At 61.1% G+C, this 23,551-nt stretch carries 24 protein-coding genes; 18 read left to right on the top strand and 6 right to left on the bottom strand.

Annotated features, from left to right (window positions below; all coding sequences use genetic code 11):
• Nucleotides 1-2: 2 nt before the first annotated feature.
• Nucleotides 3-890 (bottom strand): tetratricopeptide repeat protein, encoded by an 888-nt coding sequence (locus ACLM42_RS11330; RefSeq protein WP_415399157.1) that lies wholly within the window; start codon nucleotides 888-890, stop codon nucleotides 3-5.
• A gap of 21 nt (nucleotides 891-911) precedes the next feature.
• Nucleotides 912-1,880, bottom strand: a complete 969-nt coding sequence (gene queG, locus ACLM42_RS11325) for a tRNA epoxyqueuosine(34) reductase QueG (RefSeq protein ID WP_415399156.1) — start codon at nucleotides 1,878-1,880, stop codon at nucleotides 912-914.
• 17 nt (nucleotides 1,881-1,897) lie between these two features.
• Between queG and ACLM42_RS11320 the strand changes: the two genes are divergently transcribed.
• The 7 genes from ACLM42_RS11320 (at nucleotide 1,898) to ACLM42_RS11290 (ending at nucleotide 8,851) form a co-directional block, all read left to right on the top strand.
• Entirely contained in the window at nucleotides 1,898-2,548 is a 651-nt protein-coding gene (locus tag ACLM42_RS11320; protein WP_415399155.1) for an HpsJ family protein, read from the top strand.
• Nucleotides 2,549-2,616: 68 nt separating this feature from the next.
• On the top strand, nucleotides 2,617-3,366 hold the full coding sequence (locus ACLM42_RS11315; RefSeq protein WP_247909684.1) for a DUF502 domain-containing protein: 750 nt from the start codon (nucleotides 2,617-2,619) through the stop codon (nucleotides 3,364-3,366).
• Nucleotides 3,366-3,992 (top strand): transcription antitermination factor NusB, encoded by a 627-nt coding sequence (nusB, locus tag ACLM42_RS11310; protein WP_415399154.1) that lies wholly within the window; start codon nucleotides 3,366-3,368, stop codon nucleotides 3,990-3,992. Before ACLM42_RS11315 ends, nusB begins: the two co-directional genes overlap by 1 nt.
• A gap of 8 nt (nucleotides 3,993-4,000) precedes the next feature.
• Nucleotides 4,001-5,482, top strand: a complete 1,482-nt coding sequence (gene ftsY / locus ACLM42_RS11305; protein ID WP_415399153.1) for a signal recognition particle-docking protein FtsY — start codon at nucleotides 4,001-4,003, stop codon at nucleotides 5,480-5,482.
• Nucleotides 5,483-5,512: 30 nt separating this feature from the next.
• Nucleotides 5,513-6,913 carry a PP2C family protein-serine/threonine phosphatase gene (locus ACLM42_RS11300; RefSeq protein WP_415399152.1) on the top strand — a complete coding sequence of 467 codons (1,401 nt, stop codon included), beginning with the start codon at nucleotides 5,513-5,515 and terminating at the stop codon, nucleotides 6,911-6,913.
• A 24-nt stretch (nucleotides 6,914-6,937) separates the two neighbouring features.
• Nucleotides 6,938-8,332: an argininosuccinate lyase gene (gene argH / locus ACLM42_RS11295; RefSeq protein WP_415399151.1), complete on the top strand. Its 1,395-nt coding sequence runs from the start codon at nucleotides 6,938-6,940 to the stop codon at nucleotides 8,330-8,332.
• A gap of 75 nt (nucleotides 8,333-8,407) precedes the next feature.
• Nucleotides 8,408-8,851, top strand: a complete 444-nt coding sequence (locus tag ACLM42_RS11290) for an RNA recognition motif domain-containing protein (RefSeq protein WP_415399150.1) — start codon at nucleotides 8,408-8,410, stop codon at nucleotides 8,849-8,851.
• Here ACLM42_RS11290 and ACLM42_RS11285 read toward each other — a convergent pair.
• A complete protein-coding gene (locus tag ACLM42_RS11285; protein WP_415399149.1) occupies nucleotides 8,848-9,129 on the bottom strand; it encodes a hypothetical protein in 282 nt (93 codons plus the stop codon). The genes ACLM42_RS11290 and ACLM42_RS11285 overlap by 4 nt on opposite strands.
• 57 nt (nucleotides 9,130-9,186) lie before the next feature.
• Here ACLM42_RS11285 and ACLM42_RS11280 point away from each other — a divergent pair, with 57 nt between their 5' ends.
• From ACLM42_RS11280 to ACLM42_RS11265, 4 genes are all read left to right on the top strand, one after another.
• Complete coding sequence (locus ACLM42_RS11280; RefSeq protein WP_415399148.1) at nucleotides 9,187-10,062, top strand: alpha/beta fold hydrolase; 876 nt, start codon at nucleotides 9,187-9,189, stop codon at nucleotides 10,060-10,062.
• 9 nt (nucleotides 10,063-10,071) lie between these two features.
• On the top strand, nucleotides 10,072-10,470 hold the full coding sequence (locus tag ACLM42_RS11275) for a hypothetical protein (RefSeq protein ID WP_415399147.1): 399 nt from the start codon (nucleotides 10,072-10,074) through the stop codon (nucleotides 10,468-10,470).
• An 89-nt stretch (nucleotides 10,471-10,559) separates the two neighbouring features.
• A complete protein-coding gene (locus ACLM42_RS11270; RefSeq protein WP_415399146.1) occupies nucleotides 10,560-11,195 on the top strand; it encodes a glycosyltransferase family 2 protein in 636 nt (211 codons plus the stop codon).
• 11 nt (nucleotides 11,196-11,206) lie between these two features.
• Nucleotides 11,207-12,070, top strand: a complete 864-nt coding sequence (locus ACLM42_RS11265; RefSeq protein WP_415400174.1) for a galactose mutarotase — start codon at nucleotides 11,207-11,209, stop codon at nucleotides 12,068-12,070.
• Here ACLM42_RS11265 and ACLM42_RS11260 read toward each other — a convergent pair.
• Entirely contained in the window at nucleotides 12,056-13,201 is a 1,146-nt protein-coding gene (locus ACLM42_RS11260) for an FAD-binding oxidoreductase (protein WP_415399145.1), read from the bottom strand. The two genes, ACLM42_RS11265 and ACLM42_RS11260, sit on opposite strands and share 15 nt — an antisense overlap.
• A 14-nt stretch (nucleotides 13,202-13,215) precedes the next feature.
• On the opposite strand from ACLM42_RS11260, the gene ACLM42_RS11255 reads away from it, so the two are divergent.
• Complete coding sequence (locus tag ACLM42_RS11255; RefSeq protein WP_415399144.1) at nucleotides 13,216-14,559, top strand: four-carbon acid sugar kinase family protein; 1,344 nt, start codon at nucleotides 13,216-13,218, stop codon at nucleotides 14,557-14,559.
• On the opposite strand, the gene ACLM42_RS11250 is transcribed toward ACLM42_RS11255, so the two are convergent.
• On the bottom strand, nucleotides 14,543-15,850 hold the full coding sequence (locus tag ACLM42_RS11250; RefSeq protein WP_415399143.1) for an APC family permease: 1,308 nt from the start codon (nucleotides 15,848-15,850) through the stop codon (nucleotides 14,543-14,545). The two genes, ACLM42_RS11255 and ACLM42_RS11250, sit on opposite strands and share 17 nt — an antisense overlap.
• Nucleotides 15,851-15,961: 111 nt before the next feature.
• On the opposite strand from ACLM42_RS11250, the gene ACLM42_RS11245 reads away from it, so the two are divergent.
• Nucleotides 15,962-17,230 carry a sugar transferase gene (locus ACLM42_RS11245; RefSeq protein ID WP_415399142.1) on the top strand — a complete coding sequence of 423 codons (1,269 nt, stop codon included), beginning with the start codon at nucleotides 15,962-15,964 and terminating at the stop codon, nucleotides 17,228-17,230.
• On the top strand, nucleotides 17,221-18,417 hold the full coding sequence (locus tag ACLM42_RS11240) for a glycosyltransferase family 4 protein (protein WP_415399141.1): 1,197 nt from the start codon (nucleotides 17,221-17,223) through the stop codon (nucleotides 18,415-18,417). The genes ACLM42_RS11245 and ACLM42_RS11240 overlap by 10 nt, the downstream gene beginning before the upstream one ends.
• Here the strand turns inward: ACLM42_RS11240 and ACLM42_RS11235 are convergent.
• Complete coding sequence (locus tag ACLM42_RS11235) at nucleotides 18,389-19,678, bottom strand: (Fe-S)-binding protein (RefSeq protein WP_415399140.1); 1,290 nt, start codon at nucleotides 19,676-19,678, stop codon at nucleotides 18,389-18,391. The two genes, ACLM42_RS11240 and ACLM42_RS11235, sit on opposite strands and share 29 nt — an antisense overlap.
• A gap of 40 nt (nucleotides 19,679-19,718) precedes the next feature.
• On the opposite strand from ACLM42_RS11235, the gene ACLM42_RS11230 reads away from it, so the two are divergent.
• From ACLM42_RS11230 to ACLM42_RS11215, 4 genes are read left to right on the top strand one after another with little or no spacing between them, the layout of a single operon-like run.
• The gene (locus ACLM42_RS11230; RefSeq protein WP_415399139.1) at nucleotides 19,719-21,107 is read left to right on the top strand and encodes a hypothetical protein; all 1,389 of its coding nucleotides are present in this window, start codon (nucleotides 19,719-19,721) and stop codon (nucleotides 21,105-21,107) included.
• A 12-nt stretch (nucleotides 21,108-21,119) separates the two neighbouring features.
• Nucleotides 21,120-22,955, top strand: a complete 1,836-nt coding sequence (locus tag ACLM42_RS11225; protein WP_415399138.1) for a carbamoyltransferase — start codon at nucleotides 21,120-21,122, stop codon at nucleotides 22,953-22,955.
• Nucleotides 22,956-22,957: 2 nt separating this feature from the next.
• Nucleotides 22,958-23,356, top strand: coding sequence for an SxtJ family membrane protein (locus ACLM42_RS11220; protein WP_415399137.1), 399 nt, complete (start codon nucleotides 22,958-22,960; stop codon nucleotides 23,354-23,356).
• A 7-nt stretch (nucleotides 23,357-23,363) separates the two neighbouring features.
• A complete protein-coding gene (locus tag ACLM42_RS11215) occupies nucleotides 23,364-23,525 on the top strand; it encodes a DUF5989 family protein (RefSeq protein WP_247909660.1) in 162 nt (53 codons plus the stop codon).
• The last annotated feature ends 26 nt before the right edge of the window (nucleotides 23,526-23,551 follow it).

The following is a 23,551-nucleotide window of genomic DNA, read 5'->3' as shown; positions in this document are numbered from 1 at the left end:
GCCTACCGAGGTTCTTCTACGGGCTCAGCATCCGCATTGGCCTGAGCCCGCTCCACATCGCCCTTCAGGCTGGCGTTCGCCAGTAGGACGCTGGCGGCCTCGCGCAGGCGAATGCCCCAGAGCTGTTCCTGCTGATAGCTGCTGAGGACGTAGTTGGGATCGCCAGCCAGGGCCTTCTTGGCCAGATCCAGGCTTTCGCCATTGCCAGGGTCCTGGGCATTGAGCGCTGCAGCCAGGGCCAGCATCGGTTCCGCTGCCGTAGGCCGAATTGTGAGCACGGATCGCCAGCGCCGGATGGCTTCGGTGTCCTTGCGCTGCTCGTAGAGCACCAGGGATTGGTTGTTGATCGCTTCCCAGAAATCGCTGCGCAGCTTGGAGGCCCGCTCAAAGGCCGAGAGTGCGGCTTTGGATTCCCCCAGCAGGATGTAGCCATTGCCGAGATCGAAGTAGGAACCGGCGTTCTTGTCGTCGATCCGCTGCCCTTCGCGGATCAGCTCAATCGCGCGGGCCGGCTGGTTCGCTTTCAGGGCTAACGAGCCCTGGGCAAACAGGATTCCGGCGTTGCGGGGATCGAGGTTTCGCGCTTGCTCGAGGGATGCGGAGGCTTCGGCGTCCTCGCCGCTGCGCAACTGGGCTTCAGCCAGCAGCAGCCAGCCCCGGGCATCGGTGGGGATCAGTTGAACGGTCAGGGCCGCCAAGCTCGCGGCTTCCTCGGCCTGACCGAGCTTCAGGAGTCGGCTGGCGGCTTGGGCAATGCCCAGGCCTGCGGCCTCAAGGTTGCGCTCGCTGGGCAGCACCACGTAGGGGACCAGGGCTTTGGCGGGGCCCCCAGTGAGGCTGGCCAGCATCAAGGGCGCTGCGGCGAGAACCTTCAACCAGCGCGCAGCCATCGATGCAGATCGATCGAGCGCTCAGCCTAGGGCTGCTGCAATGTTTCGCCTCCACATCGCGGGTTTGATCCGCCGCAGGGCTGAGGCCCGCAATTTGTCGTCCCAGTCCGTATCGCTCCAGCCCAGGGCGTCAGCTCCCTGGAGGTCCAGCCACCAGGGACGGGGTTGCACATCGGGATCGTTGCTGGAGACCAGTTCCCCCTGGTTCCAGGGGCAAACGTCTTGGCAGATGTCGCAGCCGGCCACCCAACCGTTTAAGCCGCTGGCGATCTCGTCGGGAAGCTGCTCCGCGCGGTTCTCGATCGTGTGAAAGGCCAGGCAGCGGCGGGCATCGACCACAAATGGTTCGCGGATGGCGCCCGTGGGGCAGGCGTCCAGACAGGCGCGGCAGGCCCCGCAGTGGGGTGTGGCGGGTGCGTCCGCAGGCAGGTCCACGTCGGTGAGGAGGTGCCCGATCAGCAGCCACGACCCCCAGTCGCGGTTGATCAGGTTGCTGTGTTTCCCGATCCAGCCCAGGCCAGCTTCCTCAGCCCAGGCCTTGTCCAGCAGAGGCGAGCTGTCGACGCAGGCGCGCCATTGGGCTTGCGGTTGCTGGTCCTCGAGCCAACGCCCCAGGGCACGCAAGCGCCCATCGATGACCCGGTGGTAGTCCCGGCCCCAGCCGTAACGGGCCACCTTCAAGCTGCCGGGTGCTGGTTGGGCATCGACGTAGTAATTGAGGCCGACCGCCACAACACTGCGGACTCCCGGCAATAGCGCCTCAATCGCTTGCCGCCTGGGGTCCTGCATCCAGGCCATTTCCCCGTGATGTCCGGCATTCAGCCAGCGCTGCAGGGCAGCGTTGCGCAGGCGCATCCGCTCACTGCCCACTGCTGAGGCAATCCCCACCAGGCTGAAGCCCAAGTCCAAGGCTTTGGTCTTGAGCGCCCTGACCAGAACCTCAGCCGGAAGGGGCTGTGGCTTGGGTTGATCGCCCCTACGCTTGCTCAACTTCCAAGGCCCTCCCAGTGAGTTCAGCAGTTGCAGGACGCTTCTCCAGTCTGTTGCGCTGGCTCGGGATCACCCTGGTGGTTCTGCTGGCCCTCCAGCTTTTGGCGGTGCTCTCGGTCAATGGTTGGGGCGATGAGAGCTTCCGCCAGCTGCTCAGCTCCACCCTGATCACCCAGTCGCCGATGGCCCTGGTGGGAATGCTGTTGATGCTCCTCGGCGCGCGTCTGGAGGATCCACTATCCGGTCCGAACCCCCTGCGCTGGACGGTTTGCGTCATCAGCGGTGTTCTGGCGTTGGCTCTGCTGTTCACGGTTCCCGCCACCATCAGCGGTGACCAGAGCCTGAGCGACCAGACCAACCAGTCCCTGCAAGCCCAGCGTGGTCAGCTGGAGCTCGCCAAGGCCCAGCTCGACAATCCCAAGGTGCTCGAGCAGGTGATCGATCAGGGAGTGCAGAACGGCCAAATCCCTGAGGCTGCAAGCGACGAGGAGAAGAAGAAGGCCGCGCGCGCTTTCATGGAAAGCCAGTTGCAGCAGGCTGAAAACCAGATCAAGCAGGTCGAAACCCGCCGCGATCTGGCACTGAACCAACGCCGGATCGGTGGGACGGGTACCGCCGTGGTCCTCGTGATCGCCTTTGCGTTGCTCGCCCTGGCAGCTGTTCTGTAGGGCGACTGGCTAAGTTGCAGGTTGGCCCTTTGTGACCGGAATTCCGGCCAGTCGAGCGACGCAAATCAGTGGTGCAATCCAGCCCCAGACCTGAGCAACCGCTGGGCGATCGTCTCCAGCAGGACCTCAAAAACGACCTGATTGCAGGCCTGTTGGTGGTGATTCCCCTCGCCACCACCATCTGGCTCGCCACGACGGTGAGCCGCTTCGTCCTGGCGTTCCTGACGTCGATTCCGAAGCAGCTCAACCCGTTCAACACCCTCAACCCTGTTCTCCAGGAGTTGATCAACCTCGGCCTGGGCCTACTGGTTCCCCTGCTGGGGATCCTGTTGATCGGTCTGATGGCCCGCAACATCGTGGGCCGCTGGTTGTTGGAGTTCGGTGAGGGCACTCTGCAGCGGATCCCTGTGGCTGGGTCCGTTTACAAAACCCTCAAGCAATTGCTGGAGACGTTCCTGCGGGATAACTCCAGCCGCTTTCGCCGTGTGGTGTTGGTGGAATACCCCCGTGAGGGTCTTTATGCGCTGGGCTTTGTCACCGGTGTGCTGGGGGCGACCCTCTCGGCGGGCTTTGACAAGCCGATGCTGAGCGTTTTTATCCCGACGGCCCCGAACCCCACCACCGGTTGGTATGCCGTGGTGCCGGAGTCCTCGGTTCAGGATCTGGATCTCTCGGTGGAAGATGCCTTCCGCACGATCATCTCCGCAGGCATCGTCAATCCCGACGAGCGTGAAACCCCTGCCAGTCGCAGTTTCTCCAGTCTGCTCGCCCAGCTCAGGGCCCCTGCCTACTCCCCCCTTCCCTCCAATAAGGCCTGATGCAGAGCCGCTCCGTAGCCCGCGAACTGGCCCTGCTGATGCTGGGTCAGGTCAGTGACCGTCAGCCCAGTGCCGAGACGTCCCTCGACACTCTTCTGCGACAGGCCCTGGCCTCCCTGAGTCAACACGTGCGGGAGGCCCTGGATCAGGCCGCGACCGAACTGCAGGCGGCTCAACAGCAGCTGTTGGATAGTGAGCTGCAGGATCAGGGCGCTGTGGGTCAGTTGCCCCGCATTCGCCAGCACCTGCAGGACGGTCTGGAGCACGCCGAGAACGGTCTGAACCGCCTGTCAGCAAGCCTGGAGCTGCCCCGGCTGTTGATGCTTTCGGATCAAGAGGAGATCCGCCGCGGTGCGATCGACCGCGCTCGGGCTGTGCTCTCCGGTCGTGCTGATTTGGATCAGCGTTTGGATGCGGTGATGGAGGGTTGGCGCCTGACGCGTCTCCCTCGGATTGACCGGGACATCCTGCGGCTCGCAGCCGTGGACATCGAGCAGTTCAACACCCCCGCGCCGGTGGCTTGCAATGAGGCTGTCGAGCTGGCCAATCGCTACAGCGACGAGCAGGGGCGCCGCATGATCAACGGTGTGCTCCGTCGTTTCACGAACGCCCCCGCCAAGAGCTGAGAGACGGCATGGTTTACGACTGGTTCAATCGCAGCGCGGCCCCTCAGAACTCCCAGGATCCCCAGCCGGAACAGGCCGCAGAGCCGCCTGCCCAGGAAGTCGCCCCTGCAGTAGAAGCGCCCGTAGATTCGGCGCCCTCAGATATCGATCAGGACGCTCTCGATTGGGCGCGCCAGGCCTACGCCCGCCTGAAGGCCCAGCAGGAAGCGCAAAAGCAGGAAGCGGCTGCGGCTGAGCCAGAACCTGAACTAGCCCCCCCAGTCGAGTCCACTCCAGAGCCCGATCCCACGCCGGTATTGGCTCAGGATCCTGTTCAGGCTGTCCAGACCCCCGAGCCCGCTGTTGGCTTGTCGTTGTTGGAGCAGGCCGCGGCCCAGCGGGCCCAGCGCCAACAGGAGCAGCTGGAGCGGGCCATCGAGACCCCGACAACTCCCGTTGAACCGACTCCAGCGGCGACCGATGAGGCGGCCCCGAGCCTCGGGGACTTCGACGAGGACTTCACTTGGTCGGCGGAGGTGTTGGCTGCCCAAGGCCGTCAGCTCTCTGACATTTCCCTCGAAGAAATTGATTGGCTTGGGCGCTTGCGCCGGGGCATGGAGAAGACCCGCCAGGGCTTCGTCACCCAGCTGCTCGACACCCTGGGCGATGACCCGCTGACCCCTGAGGTCCTTGATGACCTCGAATCGCTGTTGCTGCGGGCTGATGTCGGGGTGCAAGCCACCGACCAAGTCCTGGAGGCCCTGCGTAAACGCCTCAACGAGGAAGTCGTTGAGCCCGAGGAGGGGATTCGCTTCCTCAAAGACCAACTGAAGGGTCTGCTCGACCAGCCGATCCAGGCCAGCGGCACCGCGTTGCTCGCTCCAGAGCGTGGTCGCCTCAACGTTTGGCTCATGGTCGGTGTGAACGGGGTGGGTAAAACCACGACCCTCGGCAAGTTGGCCAACTTGGCGATTCGCAGTGGCTACAGCTGTCTGATTGCGGCCGCGGACACCTTCCGGGCCGCGGCGGTGCAACAGGTTCAGGTTTGGGGTGAGCGCAGTGGCGTCACCGTGGTCTCGAACCCCTCCGCGAATGCGGACCCTGCGGCGGTGGTTTACGACGCGATCGGTGCGGCACAGGCCAAGGGCACTGATCTGGTGCTGGTGGACACCGCCGGTCGCCTGCAGACCAAGCACAACCTGATGGAGGAGCTCTCCAAGGTGCGTCGGATCGTCGACAAACTCGCCCCGGATGCTCAGGTGCAGTCCCTGCTGGTGCTGGACGCCAGCCAGGGCCAGAACGGTCTGAAGCAGGCCATGGCCTTTGCCCAGGCCGCCGGTCTCACTGGTGTCGTGCTGACCAAGCTCGACGGCAGCTCCCGCGGTGGCGTCGCCTTGGCGGTTTCCTCGGAAGCCGGGCTGCCGATTCGCTTCATCGGCGCCGGCGAAGGGATTCGCGACTTGCGGCCTTTCAACAGCTTCGAGTTCGTCGAAGCACTCCTCGCCAAGTAAGCCCAACAATCGCGGCTATCTTGCGCGCACGTGAGCACCGTGCCGCCTGCCCATCATTCGCATCCCGGTGGAGTGGGCTCCCTGAAGCCGGCATCCGCCGTCGCTTCACTGCGCCAACTGCTCGACAGCTTGAGCAAAGAGCAGCGCCGCAACCAGGAGTTGTTGGCGTCCCTGGCTTTTGCGCTGCGCAGCTTCACGAACCTTGAGCGTTTCCTGGAGTTGGTGCCTCTGGTGGCCACCCGCTTGGTGGAGGCGGAAGGTGCTGCTCTGGTGGTCTTTCACCCCGATGGGCGGCTCTGGCGTGAGCAGCTCCATGGCAGTCACCCCGAATTGCTGCGGCAGTTGGCAACCCTGCCCGATGAGCCACTGCAGCAGGCCTCAGGCGATGAGGCGGTGGCTCAGCTGCTGGATGGGCTGGTGCGCCGGCACTTGGCGGATCGGCCCTTGGTCGCCACCTCTCTGTCAGCCCGCAGTCGCGTTCGTGGACGCCTGTACGTGTTTGGTTCTAAGGCGGGCCTGAGCTGGAGCGAGAGTCACCGCCGCCACGTGCAACTGGTGGCGGACCTGGCCGGCGTCGCGGTGGAAGGCGATCAGCTGCTCCAGGAGGCCCGGCGCCATGAGCGTCTCGATCGCCAGCTCTCCACCGGCGGCGAAATCCAGGCCCAGTTGTTGCCGGACCACTGCCCCGTGATCGAGGGGGTTGAGTTGGCTGCGCGCTGCCGGCCTGCCTTTGAAGTGGGCGGGGATTACTTCGATTTCATTCCCACTCGGCCGCAGCTAATAGGCCGGCAACGGGAGCAGGGGCGTTGGGCCCTGGTGATTGGCGATGTCATGGGCAAGGGGGTCCCGGCGGGTCTGTTGATGACCCTGCTGCGGGGCATGCTCCGGGCCGAGGTTTCGAGTGGCTTGCCCCCCGATCAGATCCTCCATGACCTGAACCAATTGGCCCAGGAGGACCTGGCTCAATCCCACCGCTTCGTCACCCTCTTCTATTCCGACTTCGATCCCCGTACCCGGTTGCTGCGCTACGCGAATGCGGCCCACAACCCACCCTTGATCTGGAGGCGGATTCGCCATGCAGTCGAGCGCTTGGATGCGCCGGGTCTGCTGATCGGTCTGCAGAGCGAGGCCCAGTACGGCTGCGAGCAGATCGTGCTGGAGCCGGGCGATGTTCTGCTCTGCTACACCGACGGCGTCACGGAAGCGTCCGGCCTCAACGGCGAGCGCTTTGACGAGGAGCGCCTGGTCCAGGCCCTGCAAACGGCCTGCCGCTCTGGCGGTGGGGCCCAGGGGATCTTGGATCAGCTGTTTGCTCGCCTCGATCGCTTCGTCGGGCCCGATCGCCCCTTGGATGACGACGCCTCGATGGTGGTGCTGAAGGTGCGCGAGGAGGTGACCCTGCCGAGCGTGAGTAGTCGCCTGCCAAGCTGAGATTCAGTAGCGATATCGGGCCCGATGGCCGTTGATTCCTCTTCCTCCACCTGGAGTCAGCGCTTTGAGCAGGGTCTGCATCCCGCGATTGAGCGTTTCAACGCCTCGATCGGTTTTGACATCACCCTGCTGCAGCAGGACCTGGATGGATCGATCGCCCATGCCCGGATGTTGGGCAGCACCGGGGTGATCACGGGCGAGGAGGCTGAGCAGCTGGTGGGTGGTCTGGAGCAGGTGCGTGCTGAGGCCGCAGCGGGCGAGTTCAACCCTGGTCTCGAGGATGAGGACGTGCACTTCGCCGTCGAGCGAAGGTTGATCGCGATCCTGGGGCCCCTGGGAAAAAAGCTCCACACCGGTCGCTCCCGCAATGACCAGGTGGGCACGGATTTGCGGCTCTGGCTGCGGGGGCAGATCGATGCGATCGATGGCGCTTTGGTGCGCTTCGAGCGGGCGCTGCTTGCTCAGGCCGATGCCCACGCTGAGGTGATGATTCCGGGTTACACCCACCTGCAGCGGGCCCAGCCCATCTGTCTGGCCCATCACCTGCTGGCCTATGTGGAGATGGCGGAGCGGGATCGCGCTCGCCTGACGGACCTGCGCAAACGGGTCAACATTTGCCCGCTCGGGGCCGCGGCCCTGGCGGGGACTCCAGTGCCGATCGATCGGCGTCAGACGGCGGCGGCCTTGGGTTTTGACGAGGTCTATGCCAACAGCCTCGATGCGGTGAGTGATCGCGACTTTGCGGTGGAGTTCAGTGCGGCCGCCAGCTTGGTAATGGTGCATCTGAGCCGCCTTAGCGAGGAGGTGATCCTCTGGGCCAGCGAGGAGTTTCGCTTCGTCAGCCTCACGGATCGCTGCGCCACCGGCAGCAGCCTGATGCCCCAGAAGAAAAACCCCGACGTTCCCGAATTGGTGCGGGGCAAGTGCGGGCGTGTGTTTGGTCACCTGCAGGGTCTGCTGGTGATGATCAAGGGCTTGCCCCTGGCCTACAACAAGGATTTCCAGGAGGACAAGGAGGCCCTCTTTGATGCCGTGGCCACGACCCTGGCTTGCCTGGAGGCGATGGCGATCTTGTTTGAGGAGGGGCTGGAGTTTCGTCCGCAGCGTCTGGAGCAGGCGGTGGAGAGTGACTTTTCCAACGCCACGGATGTGGCGGATTACCTGGTCGGTAAAGGTGTCCCTTTCCGGGAGGCTTATCAATTGGTGGGCGGCCTCGTCAAAACCTGTTTGCAGGAGGGGGTCCTGTTGCGAGAGCTGCCGCTGGAGCGTTGGCAGGAGCTGCACGCTGCCTTTGAGGCTGACATCTTTGACGCCATTCATCCGCGTCAGGTGGTCGCTGCCCGCCGCAGTGAAGGGGGGACGGCCTTTGATCAGGTTCGGCTTCAACTGGAGCGAGCCAAAGGGCGGCTCTCGCATTGAGCCAACCCGTTCAAATGGCTTCAGCCGGTCTAGGGTTCGAGTGCTGAATCAACGCCGAATCGGCCCGGACGGCCTGTGAGCATTTTTGTTGGCAACCTCCCTTTTCGCGCAGAGCAAGAGGACGTCGCTGAGTTGTTTGTCCCCTTTGGCGACGTCGCCAATTGCTCTCTTCCTTTAGAGCGGGACACCGGCCGGAAGCGCGGATTCGCCTTTGTCGAACTCGCCGATCCTGACAGTGAAGATCGCGCGATCGAAGCCCTGCAAGGGGCTGAGCTGATGGGCCGTCCCCTCCGCATCAACAAAGCTGAACCGCGTTCTGGCGGAGGTGGCGGAGGTGGCGGTGCCCCGCGCCGTGTTGGTGGGTATGGCGGCGGCTATGACAGCAACCCCGCACCCGCTCCTCGGGTCGATCGTCCCTCCGGAGCCCAGGGTTGGGAAGACCGCAGCTATGGCAGTCAGAACGATTCCTTTGGCGAAGGCAGGACGCGCCGTCGCCGCAGTAGCTATCAGGGCGATTAGTCCTGGGCGATGACGCCCCAAAACAGGGCGTAGAGCGCGGTGACCACCCCAAGACTGGTGCCCCAGCTGGGGCCCAGGCTGAAGCCCAGGCCAAGGTTGATGCCGAAACCCATCACCAACGCGAGGGCAAGGCAACCGCTGAGCTTGAGGGTGGCTTTCGCGGCTGCGTCCTCCTCATCCAGCAGGCGTCCACTGAGGGGGATGTAGGCGCTGACCGCCCAGAGGGCTGTACCCGGCAGCCATAGGCTCCAACTCGTGAGTAGCCAGTCGGAGATCACGAGAGCGCAACCGGAGCAGGGGATCTCCTTAGCATCGCGCTTCTCCAGCTGACCCCCGTGACTGCTTCGACCTGGCACTTTCAGGGGTACCCCATCCATTGCCTGCAGAAGGGTCCGCTGGAGCCAGCCGCTGCTGAGAAACCGGCGTTGCTGTTGGTGCACGGCTTCGGGGCCTCAACCGATCACTGGCGCTTCAATATTCCAGCGCTGCAGGACCACTACGAGGTCCATGCCCTGGATCTGTTGGGTTTTGGACGCAGCGCGAAGCCAGCCGGTCCCAAGTACGGCGGTGCTCTCTGGCGCGATCAGTTGGTGAGCTACGTCCGGGAGCGCATTGGTCGTCCGACGGTGACCGTCGGCAATTCACTGGGCGGCTACGCAGCCCTGGCGGCAGGTGCTGCTTTGAGGCAGGACAGCGCGGGGGTCGTTCTTCTGAATGCCGCTGGTCCCTTCTCCGATGAGCAGGGGGAGCCGAAGGGTTGGGGGGCGATTACCCGCCGAACCGTCGGTTCAGCCCTGCTGAAGAGCCCCATCTTCCAGCGCCTCTTGTTTGAAAACATGCGTCGCCCCGGGAACGTGCGCCGGACCTTGAATCAGGTCTATATCGATCGGACCAACGTCGATGACGAGTTGGTGGAATCGATCCTGGCCCCGTCCCGGGATCCTGGCGCCTTTGGGGTCTTTCGGACGGTCTTTGATATCCCTCGGGGCCAGCCCCTCGACGAGCTCTTTGCTGAGCTTCAGTCGCCGCTGCTGCTGCTTTGGGGCATCCGTGACCCCTGGATCAACGCGGCAGGTCGCCGGGGTGCGTTCCAGCGCCATGCCCCGCAGGGCACCCAGGAGGTGGTGCTGCAGGCCGGCCACTGTCCTCATGACGAAGTCCCAGACCAGGTGAACACGGCTCTATTGGATTGGTTGGATCGGTTGTACTAGGTTCTCAGCATGATTGCCAAACCAACCCAAGGCCGTAAAAGAAGATTTCTTTTTTATGGTGCTGTTAATTTTCTAATTTGCAACTCTTTGCTGCAGTCTCTTCTTTGGTTTGGTTTTGCTGTTGGATTGTCGACGCTTGTTAGTCAATCCGTCAATATTGTGCTTGGATTTTACTTTTATGGTAAGAAGGTGTTTGCAATGAATAGCTTGTCCTCCAGGTCGGCTGTGATGTATCTCACCTGGGCTGTTTTGATGTGGCTGGCTAATTGGTCTGGTATTGATACCTTTAGTGGTTTTGGGCTCTCTCGAAATGTCTCGGCCCTCTTAATGATCCCTATTCTTGCAGTTTCTTCTTATTTTGTCCAAAAGCTTTTCATATTTCCAGCAACTCCTTCGGCTTCTGATTGATGTCATTAAGAGTGGTTAAAGAGCCTAGCGGACGTCCTCTTCTTTCAGTCGTTATCCCTTGTTTTAATGAGGTTTCTACGATACTTGACTTGATTGATCGAGTTCGGCGCTCCCCGGTCGAATCTCAGCAGCTAATTGTTGTGGATGATGGTTCTACCGATGGAACCCGCGATTTGTTGCTCGGCTTGAATGCTCCAGATCTTCTTGTGCTGCTTCACGAGCGCAATAAGGGAAAAGGAGCAGCACTCGCCACCGGTTTTGCTGCTGCTGAGGGTCAGATCTGCATTGTTCAAGATGCCGATCTCGAATATGACCCCAATGAATATCCGCTCGTCATTGGCCCGATTGTTCAGGGCAAGGCAGACGTGGTGTTTGGGAGTCGCTTTCAAGGCGCCGCTCCCCATCGTGTGGTCTATTTCTGGCACCGAATGGGCAATGGATTTCTGACATTGATGAGCAACATGCTGACCGATTTAAATCTCACAGATATGGAGACTTGTTATAAAGCATTTCGCACTGAAATTATTCAATCCATCCCGATTCGCGAGAAGCGTTTTGGCTTTGAGCCGGAAATTACGGCCAAGGTGGCGAAGCGTCGCTGCCGCATTTATGAGGTGGGTATTTCCTATTACGGCCGCACCTACGACGAAGGCAAGAAAATCGGCTGGAAGGACGGCGTCCGTGCCGTTTGGTGCATTCTCAAGTACAACCTCTGGGCACGCTGACGCTCGAGACCATGGGGCTGCAAGCCATCGAAGGGCCGTACCCGCATCGCTGTTTCACGGCTGCTAATGGTGATCAGCTTCGGGTCGTTCCCGAGCGGGGCGGTCTGGTGACCGGTTGGGTCAGTGGTGGTCAGGAGCGTCTTTATTTCGATGCGGAGCGCTTTACCGACCCCGCCAAAAGTGTCCGTGGCGGCATTCCCGTGCTGTTCCCGATCTGTGGGAATCTTCCAGGGAACCGGCTCGATCTCCCCCAAGGCAGCTACGCGCTTGCGCAACACGGTTTTGCCAGGGACCTGCCTTGGCAACTGCAGCCGTTGAGCGATGGCTCAGGGATTCGTTTGGTCTTGGAGTCCAATCCCCAAACGCTTGCGGCGTTTCCCTTCGCGTTTCGTTTGAGCCTGGATTACTGGCTGGAACCCTTGGCCCTTGAGATTCTGGCCACGGTTGAACACAACCCTGGCAGCGAAGGCGCCATGCCGTTCTCGCTTGGTTTGCATCCGTATTTCGCCGTCAGCTCGCTGAAGGCCGCCAGCTTGCACGGTTTACCCGAGACCTGTCTGGATCATCACCAGATGGCTTCCTCCTCAATGGTTGAGCAGTTGGCCAAGCTCCCGGAGGGGGTGGACCTCCTCGCGAATCCCACGGGTGACGCGGTTCGCCTTGCCGATGCGGGTTCTGGCCAGACCATCACCCTTGAACTCACCGCTCCCCTTGATTTGGCGGTGGTCTGGACAGAACCACCTCGACCCATGGTTTGCCTCGAGCCCTGGACAGCGCCGCGGGGTTCCCTGGCGACGGGTGATCGCTGCCTGGAGCTTGAGCCTGGACAGACGTTGCAGCTGCGTTGCCGCTACGTCTGCTCAGGCGCCGGGTAGTCGCCCTCGGGCAAGCTGTTGCAGAGGATCAAACTCCCGCTTCACGGCCGCGATCAAGTCGTGGTTGGCGCGTGTGGGCCAGGGCTTGAGGCCATTTGCGGTTGGTTGCTGCAGGAGTGTCAGCTGACCACCCAAGGCTTTGCAGAGCTCGCTGAGGCTGGTGACTTGGTGGGACGGAAGGTCTTCGGGTTCCGCCCAGCCCATGCCTTGGCCGATCCCCGCGGCCAGGTTGAGACGAATATCGGCCACACCCAGCAAGGCATGGGCTTGAGCTGGGGGTAGGCCAATGCGCATCAGCCAGCGTTCCTTCTTGAGTTGAGACCTCGCAGCACGGCCTGTGCACTCGAGCTCCTGGAGTGAATCGGCGTCCAGGCTCATCGCTTCAAGTCCGAGGGTCGTCGCGTGTCTGCGGAGCTCCTGTAGTTGTGCCTCTACTGCGCTTCGGCTGATGCTCACCAGCCCCAACAGGAGGCTGGGTTGTCCTTCTGTAGTGCTCCAATCCAGGCGTTGCGGCATCAGATCGGCCCTTAGGCAGGCCCGTCGCATCGACTCCAAAGCCTTGAGCTCTCCTTGGAAGAGCAAGCCAGCGCGGTGGGGCTGTTTGGGGAAGGTGCGGAGGGTGACCTGGGTGATCAGTCCAAGGCTGCCCCAACTGCCGCAGAAGAGCCGCATCAAGTCGTAGCCGGCCACGTTTTTCACCACTTGGCCACCCGCTTTGGCCTCGGTGCCGTCCGTTCGCATCACCTCCAGACCGATCACTTGATCGCGGATCCCGAGGTAGCGCTGCCGAAAGCCACCGGCCATGCCACGGGCGACAAGCCCACCGATGGTTCCGCTCTGGCCTCCATCGGTCCCGCTCCCCCAGGGCCAATCGACGGCGAGCCACTGCTTGCTTTCCGCCAGGGCGGCCTGCAGTTCGATCAGGGGCAGACCGGCTTCAACGGTCACGGTGAAGTCGCCGCTGGAATGGTGAATCAGCCGGTTCAGCTTGTTGGTGGTCAAGAGCTGCGGCTGCTCGAGCGGCGCACCCCAATGCAGCCTTGTGCCTGCGCCCGCCGGAGTCCACGGCAGGGCCTGCTGATGCCACTGACGCACCAGATCTTGGAGTTCGCTGCGGTCAGGGCTGATCACGGCACGATGGTGCCATGGCTGAGCGGATCAAGGTCCTGGTCCTCGATGACGATCCGACGGGATCGCAGACGGTGCATAGCTGTCCCTTGTTGCTGCGTTGGGACGAGGACAGCCTCCGCGAAGCGTTGGTCCATTCCTCCCCGCTTCTCTTTCTGCTCGCCAACACGCGGGCGCTGGACCCCAGGGCGGCCGAACAGCGTGTTCGGAGCCTTTGTCAGGCTCTCAAACCTGCCTTGGCGGAAGCGCAAGCGGCGGGAATGATTGATCGCTGGTTAGTCGTCAGTCGCGGGGACTCAACCCTGCGCGGTCACTTTCCGCTGGAGCTCCAGGTGATCGAGCAGGAGCTGGGTCCTTTCTCCGCAACCTTGCTGGCCCCCGCGTTTTTGCCAGGGGGGCGCACCACCAAGGACGGCATGCACCTGCTGCATGGGGAACCGGTTCACAACACAGCCTTTGCTCAGGATCGTCTGTTCGGCTTTTCCAGTAGTTATCTGCCGGATTGGGTGGAGGAGAAGACTTCCGGTCAGATCCCGGCCGCGGCGGTGGAGCGCATTGGTCTCTCGGACTTGGAGGCAGGCCCCGGTGCGTTGCAGGCACGGCTCTCTGCTTTACCTCCGGCAGCGACGGCCTGTGTCGATGCCGAGCAGCCCGAGCAGTTGACGGCCCTTGGTGAGGCCATTTGGGCTTGTGCGCGTCAGGGGCAGCGTTTCGCACTGCAGTCCGCCGCTAGCTTGATCAATGGGCTCGTGCCGTTGCCGCCCCAGCCGCTCTCTGCCTCTGGCTTGGCCGGTCTCAGGCGGCGGCAGCCCAGCGGCGACTGGATGCCTGGCTTGGTGCTGGTGGGCTCCCATGTGCCCTTGGCCGATGCACAACTGACCAGCCTGTTGGCTGAGCCGGCTTGCGCCGGCATCGAGCTCGACGTCCGCAAAGTGGCTCGCGTCATCAGCGGGCCTGAACCGGTTCGATTGCTATCCAGCCTGGAGCAGTCCTGGCGGCAGCAGATCACAACGGTGATCAGTGAGGGCCTGACTCCAGTTGTCTTCACCAGCCGTGGCGAGCTCCTTTGCTCGAGCGCTGCGGAACGCAGGGAGCTTGGGATCGCGCTGGCGGAGCTGATGGCCCGGTTGGCCGCAGCGTTGGCCCCTCGACTTGGGTATGTGATCAGCAAAGGGGGAATCACGACCCACACGTTGCTGGAGTCCGGTTTGCAGGCCGCTTGGGTGGAGCTTCAGGGTCAGCTGTTCGCCGGGCTGTCGTTGGTGTTGACCCCTGGCGGCCTTCCGGTGATCACCTTCCCCGGCAATTTGGGTGATGCGCTGAGCTTGCGTCAGGCCTGGGAGCTCATGCAGCAGCCCTGAGCCGTTGGCTGGCTTCTGAGGCCAGGCCACCGGCGGCGACCAGTGCGAGCGCCCAGAGGCTGTTCACGGAATCGCTCCAGAGCGCTGCGAGCAAAAACGCCAGCGAGACGGTTGCCACAACGATCGGCGTCAGCGGGTAGGCCCAGCAGCGAAAGGGCCGATCCAGCTCGGGCTGCCTTTGCCGCAACACCATCAAGGTGATGAATCCGCAGAGGGGTAATCCCACGTAAAGGAAGGCCCCCATCCCCAGCAGACTTTCAAAGGAACCAATGACCACCAGCAGGGCGCTGCAGAGGGAGGTGATCAGCAGGGCATGAATGGGGGTCCCGCCAGCATTCACCTCGGCGGTGAAGGAGGGCATCAGCCCATCGCGACCGAGGCCAAACAGGATGCGTGGTGCGGCCATGGCCACGGTGTTGGTCACCCCCAGGAGAGAGATCAAAGCCACGGCGGTGATCACTGTCCCGCCCAAGGGCCCCACGAGGCGTTCGGCGGCGGTGGCGGCGGGCAGGCTCGATTCCGCCAGCACGGGGATGGGCAGCACGTGGAGCAGTGCGGCATTAATCAGGAGATAGAGCCCCGCGACGGCGAGCACACCTCCGATCAATGAGCGCGGCAAGTCCCGGCTGGGTGTGCTGAATTCTTCAGCGAAGTAGATCGGGCAGGCCCAGCCGTCGTAGGTCGTGATCACGGCTTGAAGGGCCAGCACCACTGGCACGAACAAGTTCACATCAGGCGGGATGAAGCTCGCGGCTGCTTCCACGCGGTTTGGCAGCGGCAGCGCGAAGCAGGTCACCACCAAGGCCGCAAAGATCAGTGCCTTGATCAGGCTTAGAAACTCTTGGCTGGCTCCCCCTGAGCGCACGCCGGGCCATTGGATCAGGGTGAAGAGCGCCAGGATTCCGACGGCGATCCAAGCGCTGCTGACGGGCAAGAGAGGGGCGAGGTAGTCCCCCAGGGTCGTGACCACCCAGGCCAGGCCGATGCAGTGGGCGATCCAGTCGCTCCAGCCCACCAAAAATCCCGCACGGCGCCCAAATGCTTCTTCGGCGTAGACGTACCAGCCACCTGCTTTCGGCAGGGCTGCCGCTAGTTCAGCCACGCAGACGGCGCCCAGCAGGGCGTAGGAGGCTCCCAGCACCCAGATCCAGAGAATCAGCGGTTGGGAGGGCAGTTGCTCCGCCACCAACCCTGGGATCCGCAGGATGCCTGCACCGATGGTTCCGCCGATGGAGCCCGCGAGTCCAAAGCCCACGCCAAGCACCTTGAGCAGGCGGCCGGATTCGTTCAAACCTCAATACCGATTGCGCGAACCAGGCTGGTCAGCGCCTTACGTTCAATGTGGACCAGATCCAGCAAGCGTCAAGAAAACTTGGCTTGGCGCCACACCTAGGATCCGGCGATGCCAAGCAGAGTGCAGCTGCCGAAACCGCTGGCTTGGGCTGGCCTGGACGCTGGTTTGATCTTCGCCCTTTGGGTGGGATTTCACCAGCTGCGCTTTGGCGTGGAGCCGGAGATCAGTAAGGGGCCGCTGATTGTCATTCCACTGTTGGTCTTTCTGCAGTGGTTGCTTGGCGCCTATGCCGGCCTCGCCCGCCGCACCCTGACGGTTCAAGACCATTTCAACCGTTATCTCTCCGCCTGCGTCGCGGTGGTTTTGATCCTTGTGGTCAGCTACGTGGTCTCGGGCCTCAGCCTGGATGCATCCATTGGCCGCGGCTTCCTGATTCCGGTGCTGTTGAGCGGTGGCTGCAGCCTCTTGCTCCTGCATGGCCTTCAAGGCAGTAGTCATTTTTGGCAGCCCCAGCAGCGTTGGTTGGTATTGGCTGAGCAACAAGAACGACGGGTGTTGTCCCAGGAGCTGGAGCAGGGTGGCTGCGATGTGCCGGCGGCCGTGGAATGGCGGCCCCTGTCTGGTGCAGCCCCGATTCCTGATTTCCTGCCTGAGTTGCTCAAGCTTCAAGGCGTTGCCGTTGGCCGCGGCTCGGTGATCGCTGAGGACCAGGAGGTGCTCTTGCGCTGGCAACGCCAGGGGGTGGTGATTCGTCCCCTAGCGGATTGGGCTCTGCATCACTTGAAGCGCTACCCGCCTGGCCTGCTTCAACAGTTGGATTGGACAGAACAGCTGGAGCGCTTGTCCGGTCCGCGTTCACCCCAGCGCTTTCGGCTCAAGCGCTTGGTGGATCTTCTTTTGGCGAGCGCAGCCTTACCCGCCTTGGCCACGCTGCTGGTGCTCGCCCATCTGAGTTCCAAGGTCGCGATGGTGCAGTCGCCCTGCGCTGGCATTGATGGCCAGGTCTTCGGTCAGTGGCGCTTTGGTGGGTCCCGCTGGCTGGAGCGCACAGGCCTGGCGGCCCTCCCTCAAGTTCTCAACGTGCTGCGGGGTGAGATGAGTCTGGTGGGCCCGAGGCCGGTGAGCCCCGAGCAGCAGAACCATTTGCGTGATTTGGATGAGAGTTTTGAGCTCAGGCTCTTGATCAAGCCTGGGATGACCGGTTGGGGTCGAATCTCGGGCCCAGCACCCCAGGAGGTCGATGCCTTGCGTTGGGAATTGGGCCGCGATCTGTATTACTTGGCCCGGGGATCGGCGCCCCTGGATCTCTGGATCCTGCTGCGAGCGGGTTCCAGCTTGCTGGCGAAATCCTTGCTGGGTTTGATCCAATGGCGGTAACGAAGCGTCGGCTGGCGGCGCTGGTCACCCATCCGATCCAGTACTTCAAGCCGATCTTTCAAGGCTTGGCTGCTGACCCTGAGGTGGAGTTGCTGGTGGTTTACGGCTGCGACCACGGCTTAGAGGCCAGCGCTGACCCTGATTTCGGGGTGACGTTTGCCTGGGATAGCAATCCGATCGAAGGTTTTCCCTCAAGCTTCGCCAGTAAGGCACCCCTGCAGGCCTTGAGCTCCACCAGCGGTGCCTGGCCCATTGCCCGCCAAGCAGCAGCGCAGATCCAGGCGTTTCAGCCCGATGCGGTGTTGGTCTTTAGCTACTCCCCGCGGTTCATTCAGTTCACCACCCTTCTGTTGGCCCAGGCAGGGCAGACGCTTTGGCTGCGGGCTGAAACGACGGACCACGCCCTCGAGCGCTCTGGGGTAAAGGGCTTCCTGCGTGATCGGGTCCTGAAACGTTGGTATGGACTCTTTCGACACGTCTTCCCGATCGGCACCCGCTCGCAGCAGCACTACGTGCGCTTAGGCATTCCCCTCGAAAAGCAGAGCCTGGCTCGCTATGCGGTCGATGTGGATTTCTTTGCGGCGCAGGTGGCCGAATGGAAGCCGCAGCGTCAGGAACTCCGGCGCGACTTGCAGATTCAGCCCGGGGATCATGTGTTGCTGTACGTCGGCAAGATCAGCCCGGTCAAAAATCCGTTGCTCCTGCCCCAGGCCCTGGCGCACCTAACAGCCGACCCTCGATTGAATTCAATCCTGGTGGTCGTGGTTGGCGATGGTGAGTTGAGAGCAGCCCTGGAGGCTGAACTGGAAGCCGTGATTCCTGGTCGTTGGCGCGGGATGGGCTTTCAAAATCAGCAGCAACTTGGCCGTTTTTATGCGCTAGCGGACACTCTTGTGCTGCCCTCGATCCAAGGGGAGACCTGGGGATTGGTGGTCAATGAGGCTCAGCAATTTGGGCTGAATGTGATTTGCAGCGACAAGGTGGGCTCCTCTGTTGATCTCGTGGAACCCTCCGAACGCGGCCGGGTCCATCGCAGCGGTGATGCCGCCGATTTCGCCCAGGCCATTGCTGAGCTCTGCACCTCTTCGGCGCTGGCGAGCCCGGACATGGATCAATTGCCCCATCCTCAGCAGTTGGTGGGGCAGGTGCTGAAACAGCTCAAGGGCTTGCCCGAAAACTGCGGCTGAGCAGCTGCATCGGGTGAAGGACTTCAAACGTGGCTGGGGCGTGCTGACGCAGTTGAAGGGTGCAGCCGATGTTGGAGCTGGCGGCCAGGCTCGCCCCGGTTTGCGCCAAATCCGTGACTTTCATCCGACCCAATTCGGCGGCCGCCTCGGGTTGCACCAAGTTGTAGATGCCGGCACTGCCGCAGCAGACCCCTGCATCCAACGCTTCTTTGAGAGCGAGATGGGGGATGGCCTTCAGGAGCTCTCTGGGCTGGGCCTTGATCCCTTGCCCGTGGATCATGTGGCAGGCGTCGTGGAAGGCCACCGCCAACGGTCGCTCGGCACTGGCGGGGGATCCATCCGCATGGGTCAGGGGCGTGAGTTGCTCTGCAAAGGAGGGCGCCAGGCCCACTTCGCTGAGGAATTCATGGACGTCTTTGACTGGTGCGTCAAAGGAGGCCTGGGCTTCTCCAGCGAGGATTTGGCCGTACTGCTTCAGGGTGTGGCCGCAGCCTGAGGCGGCGATCAGAACGGCGTCCACGGGTTCGCTGGTCTTGAACGCCTGAATCAGATCGCGCGCCAACCTTTTGGTCTGCTCGAGTTCTCCTTGGTGATGGGTGGCAGCTCCACAGCAGCCCTGTTGCTCAGGGATGATGACTTCAAAGCCATTGGCGCTGAGAACAGCAACGGTGGCTTGGTTCACATCAGGGTCAAAGACCCGTTGAACGCAGCCAAGTACCAAGGCCACCCGTCCGCGTTTGGGTCCTTGGGCGGCCACGACGCTGGGGAAAGGTGCTGCTTCTGAGGTCTTGGGTAGCTCGGGCAGCAACCTGTCCATCGCTTCCAGTTCTGGTCCCAGCACCCGCAGCAGGCGGTTGCGCCTCACCCAGCTTTGAAGACCCGAGCCGCTGTAGCTCCGCAGCAGCAAGAGCAGTGGCCGCAGGCGGTTGGGGTACGGCAGCAGGGAGAACAACAGCTTGCGGAAACTCCGCTGCCATGGATTTCTGAGTTCCGGAGCGTTCAGCTTGGGCCGGGTTGCTTCGATCAGTTCGTCGTAGCGCACACCCGAAGGACAGGCGCTGACGCAGGCGAGGCAGCCCAGGCAGGTGTCGAAATGGGCTGCGACCTGTTGATCGAGCGCGAGCTCTCCATTGTCAATCGCTTTGAGCGCATGGATGCGTCCCCGTGGGGAGTCCATCTCCGTACCGAAGACGCGGTAACTCGCGCAGGTGGGTAAACAGAAACCACAGTGCACGCAGGGATCGGTAGCGGCTGAGCCCATCCCTGTAACCTTCCGCGTCGCGATCGAACTTGGATATTCAATGTCACGCCGCCCTGGCTTGTTGGCACTGTTGCTGTTGTTGTCGGCGATTGCGACATCAGCGGCGCTGAACTTGGCCTTCACGCTTCCGCTGCTGCTTCTGGGGTTGTCGTTGTTGGCCTTCAGTCAGGTGTGGTGGCTGCGGCGATGGAAATCTGCGCGGGACGGCACTCTGATCCTTGGCATGACGGCAGTTATGGCTGGATTGGCCTTCTCCGCCGTGAATGCCGCCCGGAGCGGTTGGTTTGACGCGCTGAAGCCACGTCCATCAGTGCCTGTGCGACCGCCAGCGCCTGTGGCGACTCGGAAAGACGGTGATCAGGCGTCACAGAAACCAGTACCAAAGCCCATGCAACAGGTTCTGGTGATTGATGAGCCGGGCAAGCATGTTGCTGATTACGGAACCAGTGCCTCAGAAGGGGCTTGGGTGAGTGGCCCTGAGGAATCACTCGGCTATCGCTACCGCAACGGATTACAACCCCTCAAGGCCAAGTTGCTGGGCCAGACGTCTGGGCGGACGATCTATGACGTCGTCTATTCATTTGATGAACGCGGGAATCGTGCTTCTTCTCAACCTTCTGATCCGCTCGCTCAACCCCTGGTTGTCTTCTTAGGAGGGTCGTTCATGTTTGGTGAGGGACTCAACGACCAGGAGACCTTGCCCTCATTGTTTTCGATGGCTGCTGGGCGACCTGTGGTCAATGCTGGGATGCATGGCTACGGCACCCATCAGGCCTATCGCCTTTTGGATGACCCAGTCACCTATCAAAAGCGTATTGGTGATCAACCGGTTGATCTCGCCGTTTATCGGATGATCGGTGATCATGCCAATCGTGCCAGTGGTCGTTATTCCTGGGATCGCCATGGACCCTGCTATCAGTTGAGCGCTGAGGGAAAACCTCAGTACCAAGGCTCTTTTTTACGCTGCGGAAAGCGTTGGGGTTTTCACAACGCTGCAAGCAATATTTTGCAGACGTTGTCCAATTCAGCTGAGCCCTTCACAAGGGACATGGCGCAAACTTGGGACCGTGCTCTAACGGAGCGGCGCAATCAGCGCCGGCATTTTGAATTGATCGTGGGAATGCGGGCGAAGGCGGTAGCCAGGGGAGCTGATTTTATTGTGGTCAATGAGACCCTCTCGCCGGCAAGAACCCCTGCGGCCGATGGCCGCTATGGATGCTCGGTCGATCAGCAATCGGTTGATTTCGGCAATGGGCTTCGAGCTCTGGGTGTGAAGGTGCTCGACACCCATCAGGTCCTGTCCTTAGAGCAGTGCTACGAGGGCACTTGGATTACGCCAGGCGATGGGCACCCATCGGCTGCCGCCAATCGGCAATTGGCACGTGTCCTGGCTGAGGAGCTCAAGCTGTCGCCTAGGTTTGGCCAATAGGCGCTCAAAAGTATGAATATCCTTGGGATTTCTGCCTACTATCACGATAGTGCCGCAGCTCTGCTGGTTGATGGTGAAGTTGTTGCAGCAGCGCAAGAAGAGCGCTTCACCAGAAAGAAGCACGATTCTGCCTTTCCTGCGTCAGCAGCTCGTTATTGCCTTGAGTCTCAGGGTCTGAAGCTGAGCGATATTGAGGCAGTGGTCTACTACGAAAAGCCACTGCTGACGTTTGAACGTCTTCTTGAGACCTATCTGGGTGCTGCTCCCCGAGGCGGGCGCTCGTTTGTGGCAGCGATGCAGGTCTGGTTGAAAGAAAAACTCTTTCTCAAGACTGAGCTGAAAAAACAAGTAGCGGCCCTCGGTGAGCCTGATGCCAAGCAGCCTGAGCTGCTCTTCAGTGAGCACCACCTTTCCCATGCTGGAGCAGCTTTTTATCCCAGCCCGTTTGAGAAGGCGGCAGTCCTCTGCATGGATGGTGTCGGTGAATGGGCAACCACCTCGGCATGGCGGGGTGATGGCTCCGAACTCAGTCCTCTCTGGGAGATCAATTTTCCCCACTCGCTGGGGTTGCTCTATTCGGCATTCACCTACTACTGCGGTTTCAAGGTTAATTCAGGCGAGTACAAGCTGATGGGCTTGGCTCCCTACGGTGAGCCGCACTATGTCGATCAAATTAAGTCCCATCTGATTGATATCAAGTCAGATGGGACTTTCCGCTTGGATCTGAGTTACTTCAAGTTTCATCGCGGTTTCCGTATGACGGGCCGGAAGTTTCACAAGTTATTCGGCCGTCCCCCGCGTAAAGGAGAAACCGAGCTCAGCCAATTCCATATGGATTTGGCTGCATCCATTCAGGTGGTCACCGAAGAGGTTGTCCTGAAACTGGCGCAGACCCTCCGCCAGGAAACGGGCGCGACGGCCCTTTGTTTGTCAGGAGGTGTCGCACTCAATTGCGTTGCAAATGGGAAATTGCTCCAAGAGGGCATCTTTGATCAGATCTGGATTCAGCCGGCCAGTGGCGATGCGGGTTCAGCCCTTGGCGCTGCACTGGTGGCTTGGCACCAGCACTTCAAAGCCAGTCGCCAACCGGTGGCTGGCGATGCCATGAAGGGCACCTATCTCGGTCCGGCCTTTTCGAATTCCGAAATCTGCTATTACCTCACCAGCATTAAGGCTCCATTCCATGCACTTGAGGACCCGCTCCTCTTTGATCGGTTGGCCGAACTTCTGGATCAAGGAAAAGTGGTGGGCTGGTTCAACGGCAGGATGGAATTTGGACCGCGCGCTCTAGGTGCACGTTCAATCATCGGCGATCCGCGCAATCAGCAGATGCAGAGCGTGATGAACTTGAAAATTAAGTACCGTGAAAGCTTCCGCCCTTTTGCTCCATCTGTCCTTGAACAGGAAGTCTCGAATCAGTTTGAGCTCAATGCCAAAAGCCCTTACATGCTTCTTGTGGCGCCGGTCAAGAAAGAGCTTTGCCAGCCCATGACAGCAGAGCAGGACAAGCTTTTTGGAATCGAAAAGCTCAACGTTCCGCGCTCATCTCTGCCAGCCATTACGCACGTCGATTACTCAGCACGCGTCCAGACTGTGTCGGATCGAACCAATCCTCGCTACTTCAATCTGATCAAGTCCTTCCAGCGCAGAACGGGTTGTCCGACCCTGGTGAATACATCGTTCAACGTTCGCGGAGAACCTATTGTTTGCACTCCCCAGGATGCTTATCGCTGTTTTATGCGGACGGAGATGGATGTGCTGGTGCTTCAGAACCAGCTGTTGTTGAAGGACGAGCAGCCTCAAGATGAGGCTGATGAAAGTTGGAAGCAGGAGTTTGAACTCGATTAATCATGTCGCAGTCATCACATCTCTCCAAAAAGCAGCTCCGTGACTTCGGAATCCTGCTGGGAATCGTCTTTCCTGTCGTCTTTGGTTGGTTGATTCCGGCTCTCAAAGGCCATCACCAACCTCTTTGGCCCTTTCTCATAGGAGTGCCAAGTCTGACGTTGGCTTTGTTCGCTCCCCGAGCACTTCAATGGCCTTACCAAGCCTGGATGAAGCTCGGCCACATCTTGGGTTGGGTTAATAGTCACTTGATTCTTGGAGCGGTTTTTTTCTTTGTGCTTCAGCCCATCGCCTACGTCATGCGTTTGACCGGCTACGATCCTTTGAAACGCAAGCGCGCAGGGCTTCAGTCCTACCGCGAACAGACTAAGCACAAGTCTGTTGATTTAACCCGCATTTTCTGATTGAACGATGGAAGCCTTCTTGGATCTACTCAAAGATGTCTGGGACTTCCTCAAGGTCCGTAAGAAGTATTGGCTGGCCCCTCTCATTATCACGATTGTCTTGATGGGCTCGCTTCTTGTGTTCACCCAGGGGTCTGTTGTTGCGCCGTTTATCTATTCGATCTTTTAGATATCTTTCCTGGTTCCCGCATTACG

The sequence above is a fragment of the Synechococcus sp. W4D4 genome, from assembly GCF_047716805.1.
Lineage (GTDB): Bacteria > Cyanobacteriota > Cyanobacteriia > PCC-6307 > Cyanobiaceae > Vulcanococcus.
This window is presented reverse-complemented; position numbering and strand designations above follow the sequence as displayed.

Excerpts from the sequence above, each read along its gene's own strand:
- ACLM42_RS11330 (WP_415399157.1), bottom strand. The coding sequence starts at position 890 with ATGGCTGCGCGCTGGTTGAAGGTTCTCGCCGCAGCGCCCTTGATGCTG.
- nusB (WP_415399154.1), top strand. The coding sequence starts at position 3,366 with ATGCAGAGCCGCTCCGTAGCCCGCGAACTGGCCCTGCTGATGCTGGGT.
- ftsY (WP_415399153.1), top strand. The coding sequence starts at position 4,001 with ATGGTTTACGACTGGTTCAATCGCAGCGCGGCCCCTCAGAACTCCCAG.
- argH (WP_415399151.1), top strand. The coding sequence starts at position 6,938 with ATGGCCGTTGATTCCTCTTCCTCCACCTGGAGTCAGCGCTTTGAGCAG.
- ACLM42_RS11275 (WP_415399147.1), top strand. The coding sequence starts at position 10,072 with ATGATTGCCAAACCAACCCAAGGCCGTAAAAGAAGATTTCTTTTTTAT.
- ACLM42_RS11265 (WP_415400174.1), top strand. The coding sequence starts at position 11,207 with ATGGGGCTGCAAGCCATCGAAGGGCCGTACCCGCATCGCTGTTTCACG.
- ACLM42_RS11255 (WP_415399144.1), top strand. The coding sequence starts at position 13,216 with ATGGCTGAGCGGATCAAGGTCCTGGTCCTCGATGACGATCCGACGGGA.
- ACLM42_RS11245 (WP_415399142.1), top strand. The coding sequence starts at position 15,962 with ATGCCAAGCAGAGTGCAGCTGCCGAAACCGCTGGCTTGGGCTGGCCTG.
- ACLM42_RS11240 (WP_415399141.1), top strand. The coding sequence starts at position 17,221 with ATGGCGGTAACGAAGCGTCGGCTGGCGGCGCTGGTCACCCATCCGATC.
- ACLM42_RS11235 (WP_415399140.1), bottom strand. The coding sequence starts at position 19,678 with ATGGGCTCAGCCGCTACCGATCCCTGCGTGCACTGTGGTTTCTGTTTA.
- ACLM42_RS11230 (WP_415399139.1), top strand. The coding sequence starts at position 19,719 with ATGTCACGCCGCCCTGGCTTGTTGGCACTGTTGCTGTTGTTGTCGGCG.
- ACLM42_RS11225 (WP_415399138.1), top strand. The coding sequence starts at position 21,120 with ATGAATATCCTTGGGATTTCTGCCTACTATCACGATAGTGCCGCAGCT.
- ACLM42_RS11220 (WP_415399137.1), top strand. The coding sequence starts at position 22,958 with ATGTCGCAGTCATCACATCTCTCCAAAAAGCAGCTCCGTGACTTCGGA.
- ACLM42_RS11215 (WP_247909660.1), top strand. The coding sequence starts at position 23,364 with ATGGAAGCCTTCTTGGATCTACTCAAAGATGTCTGGGACTTCCTCAAG.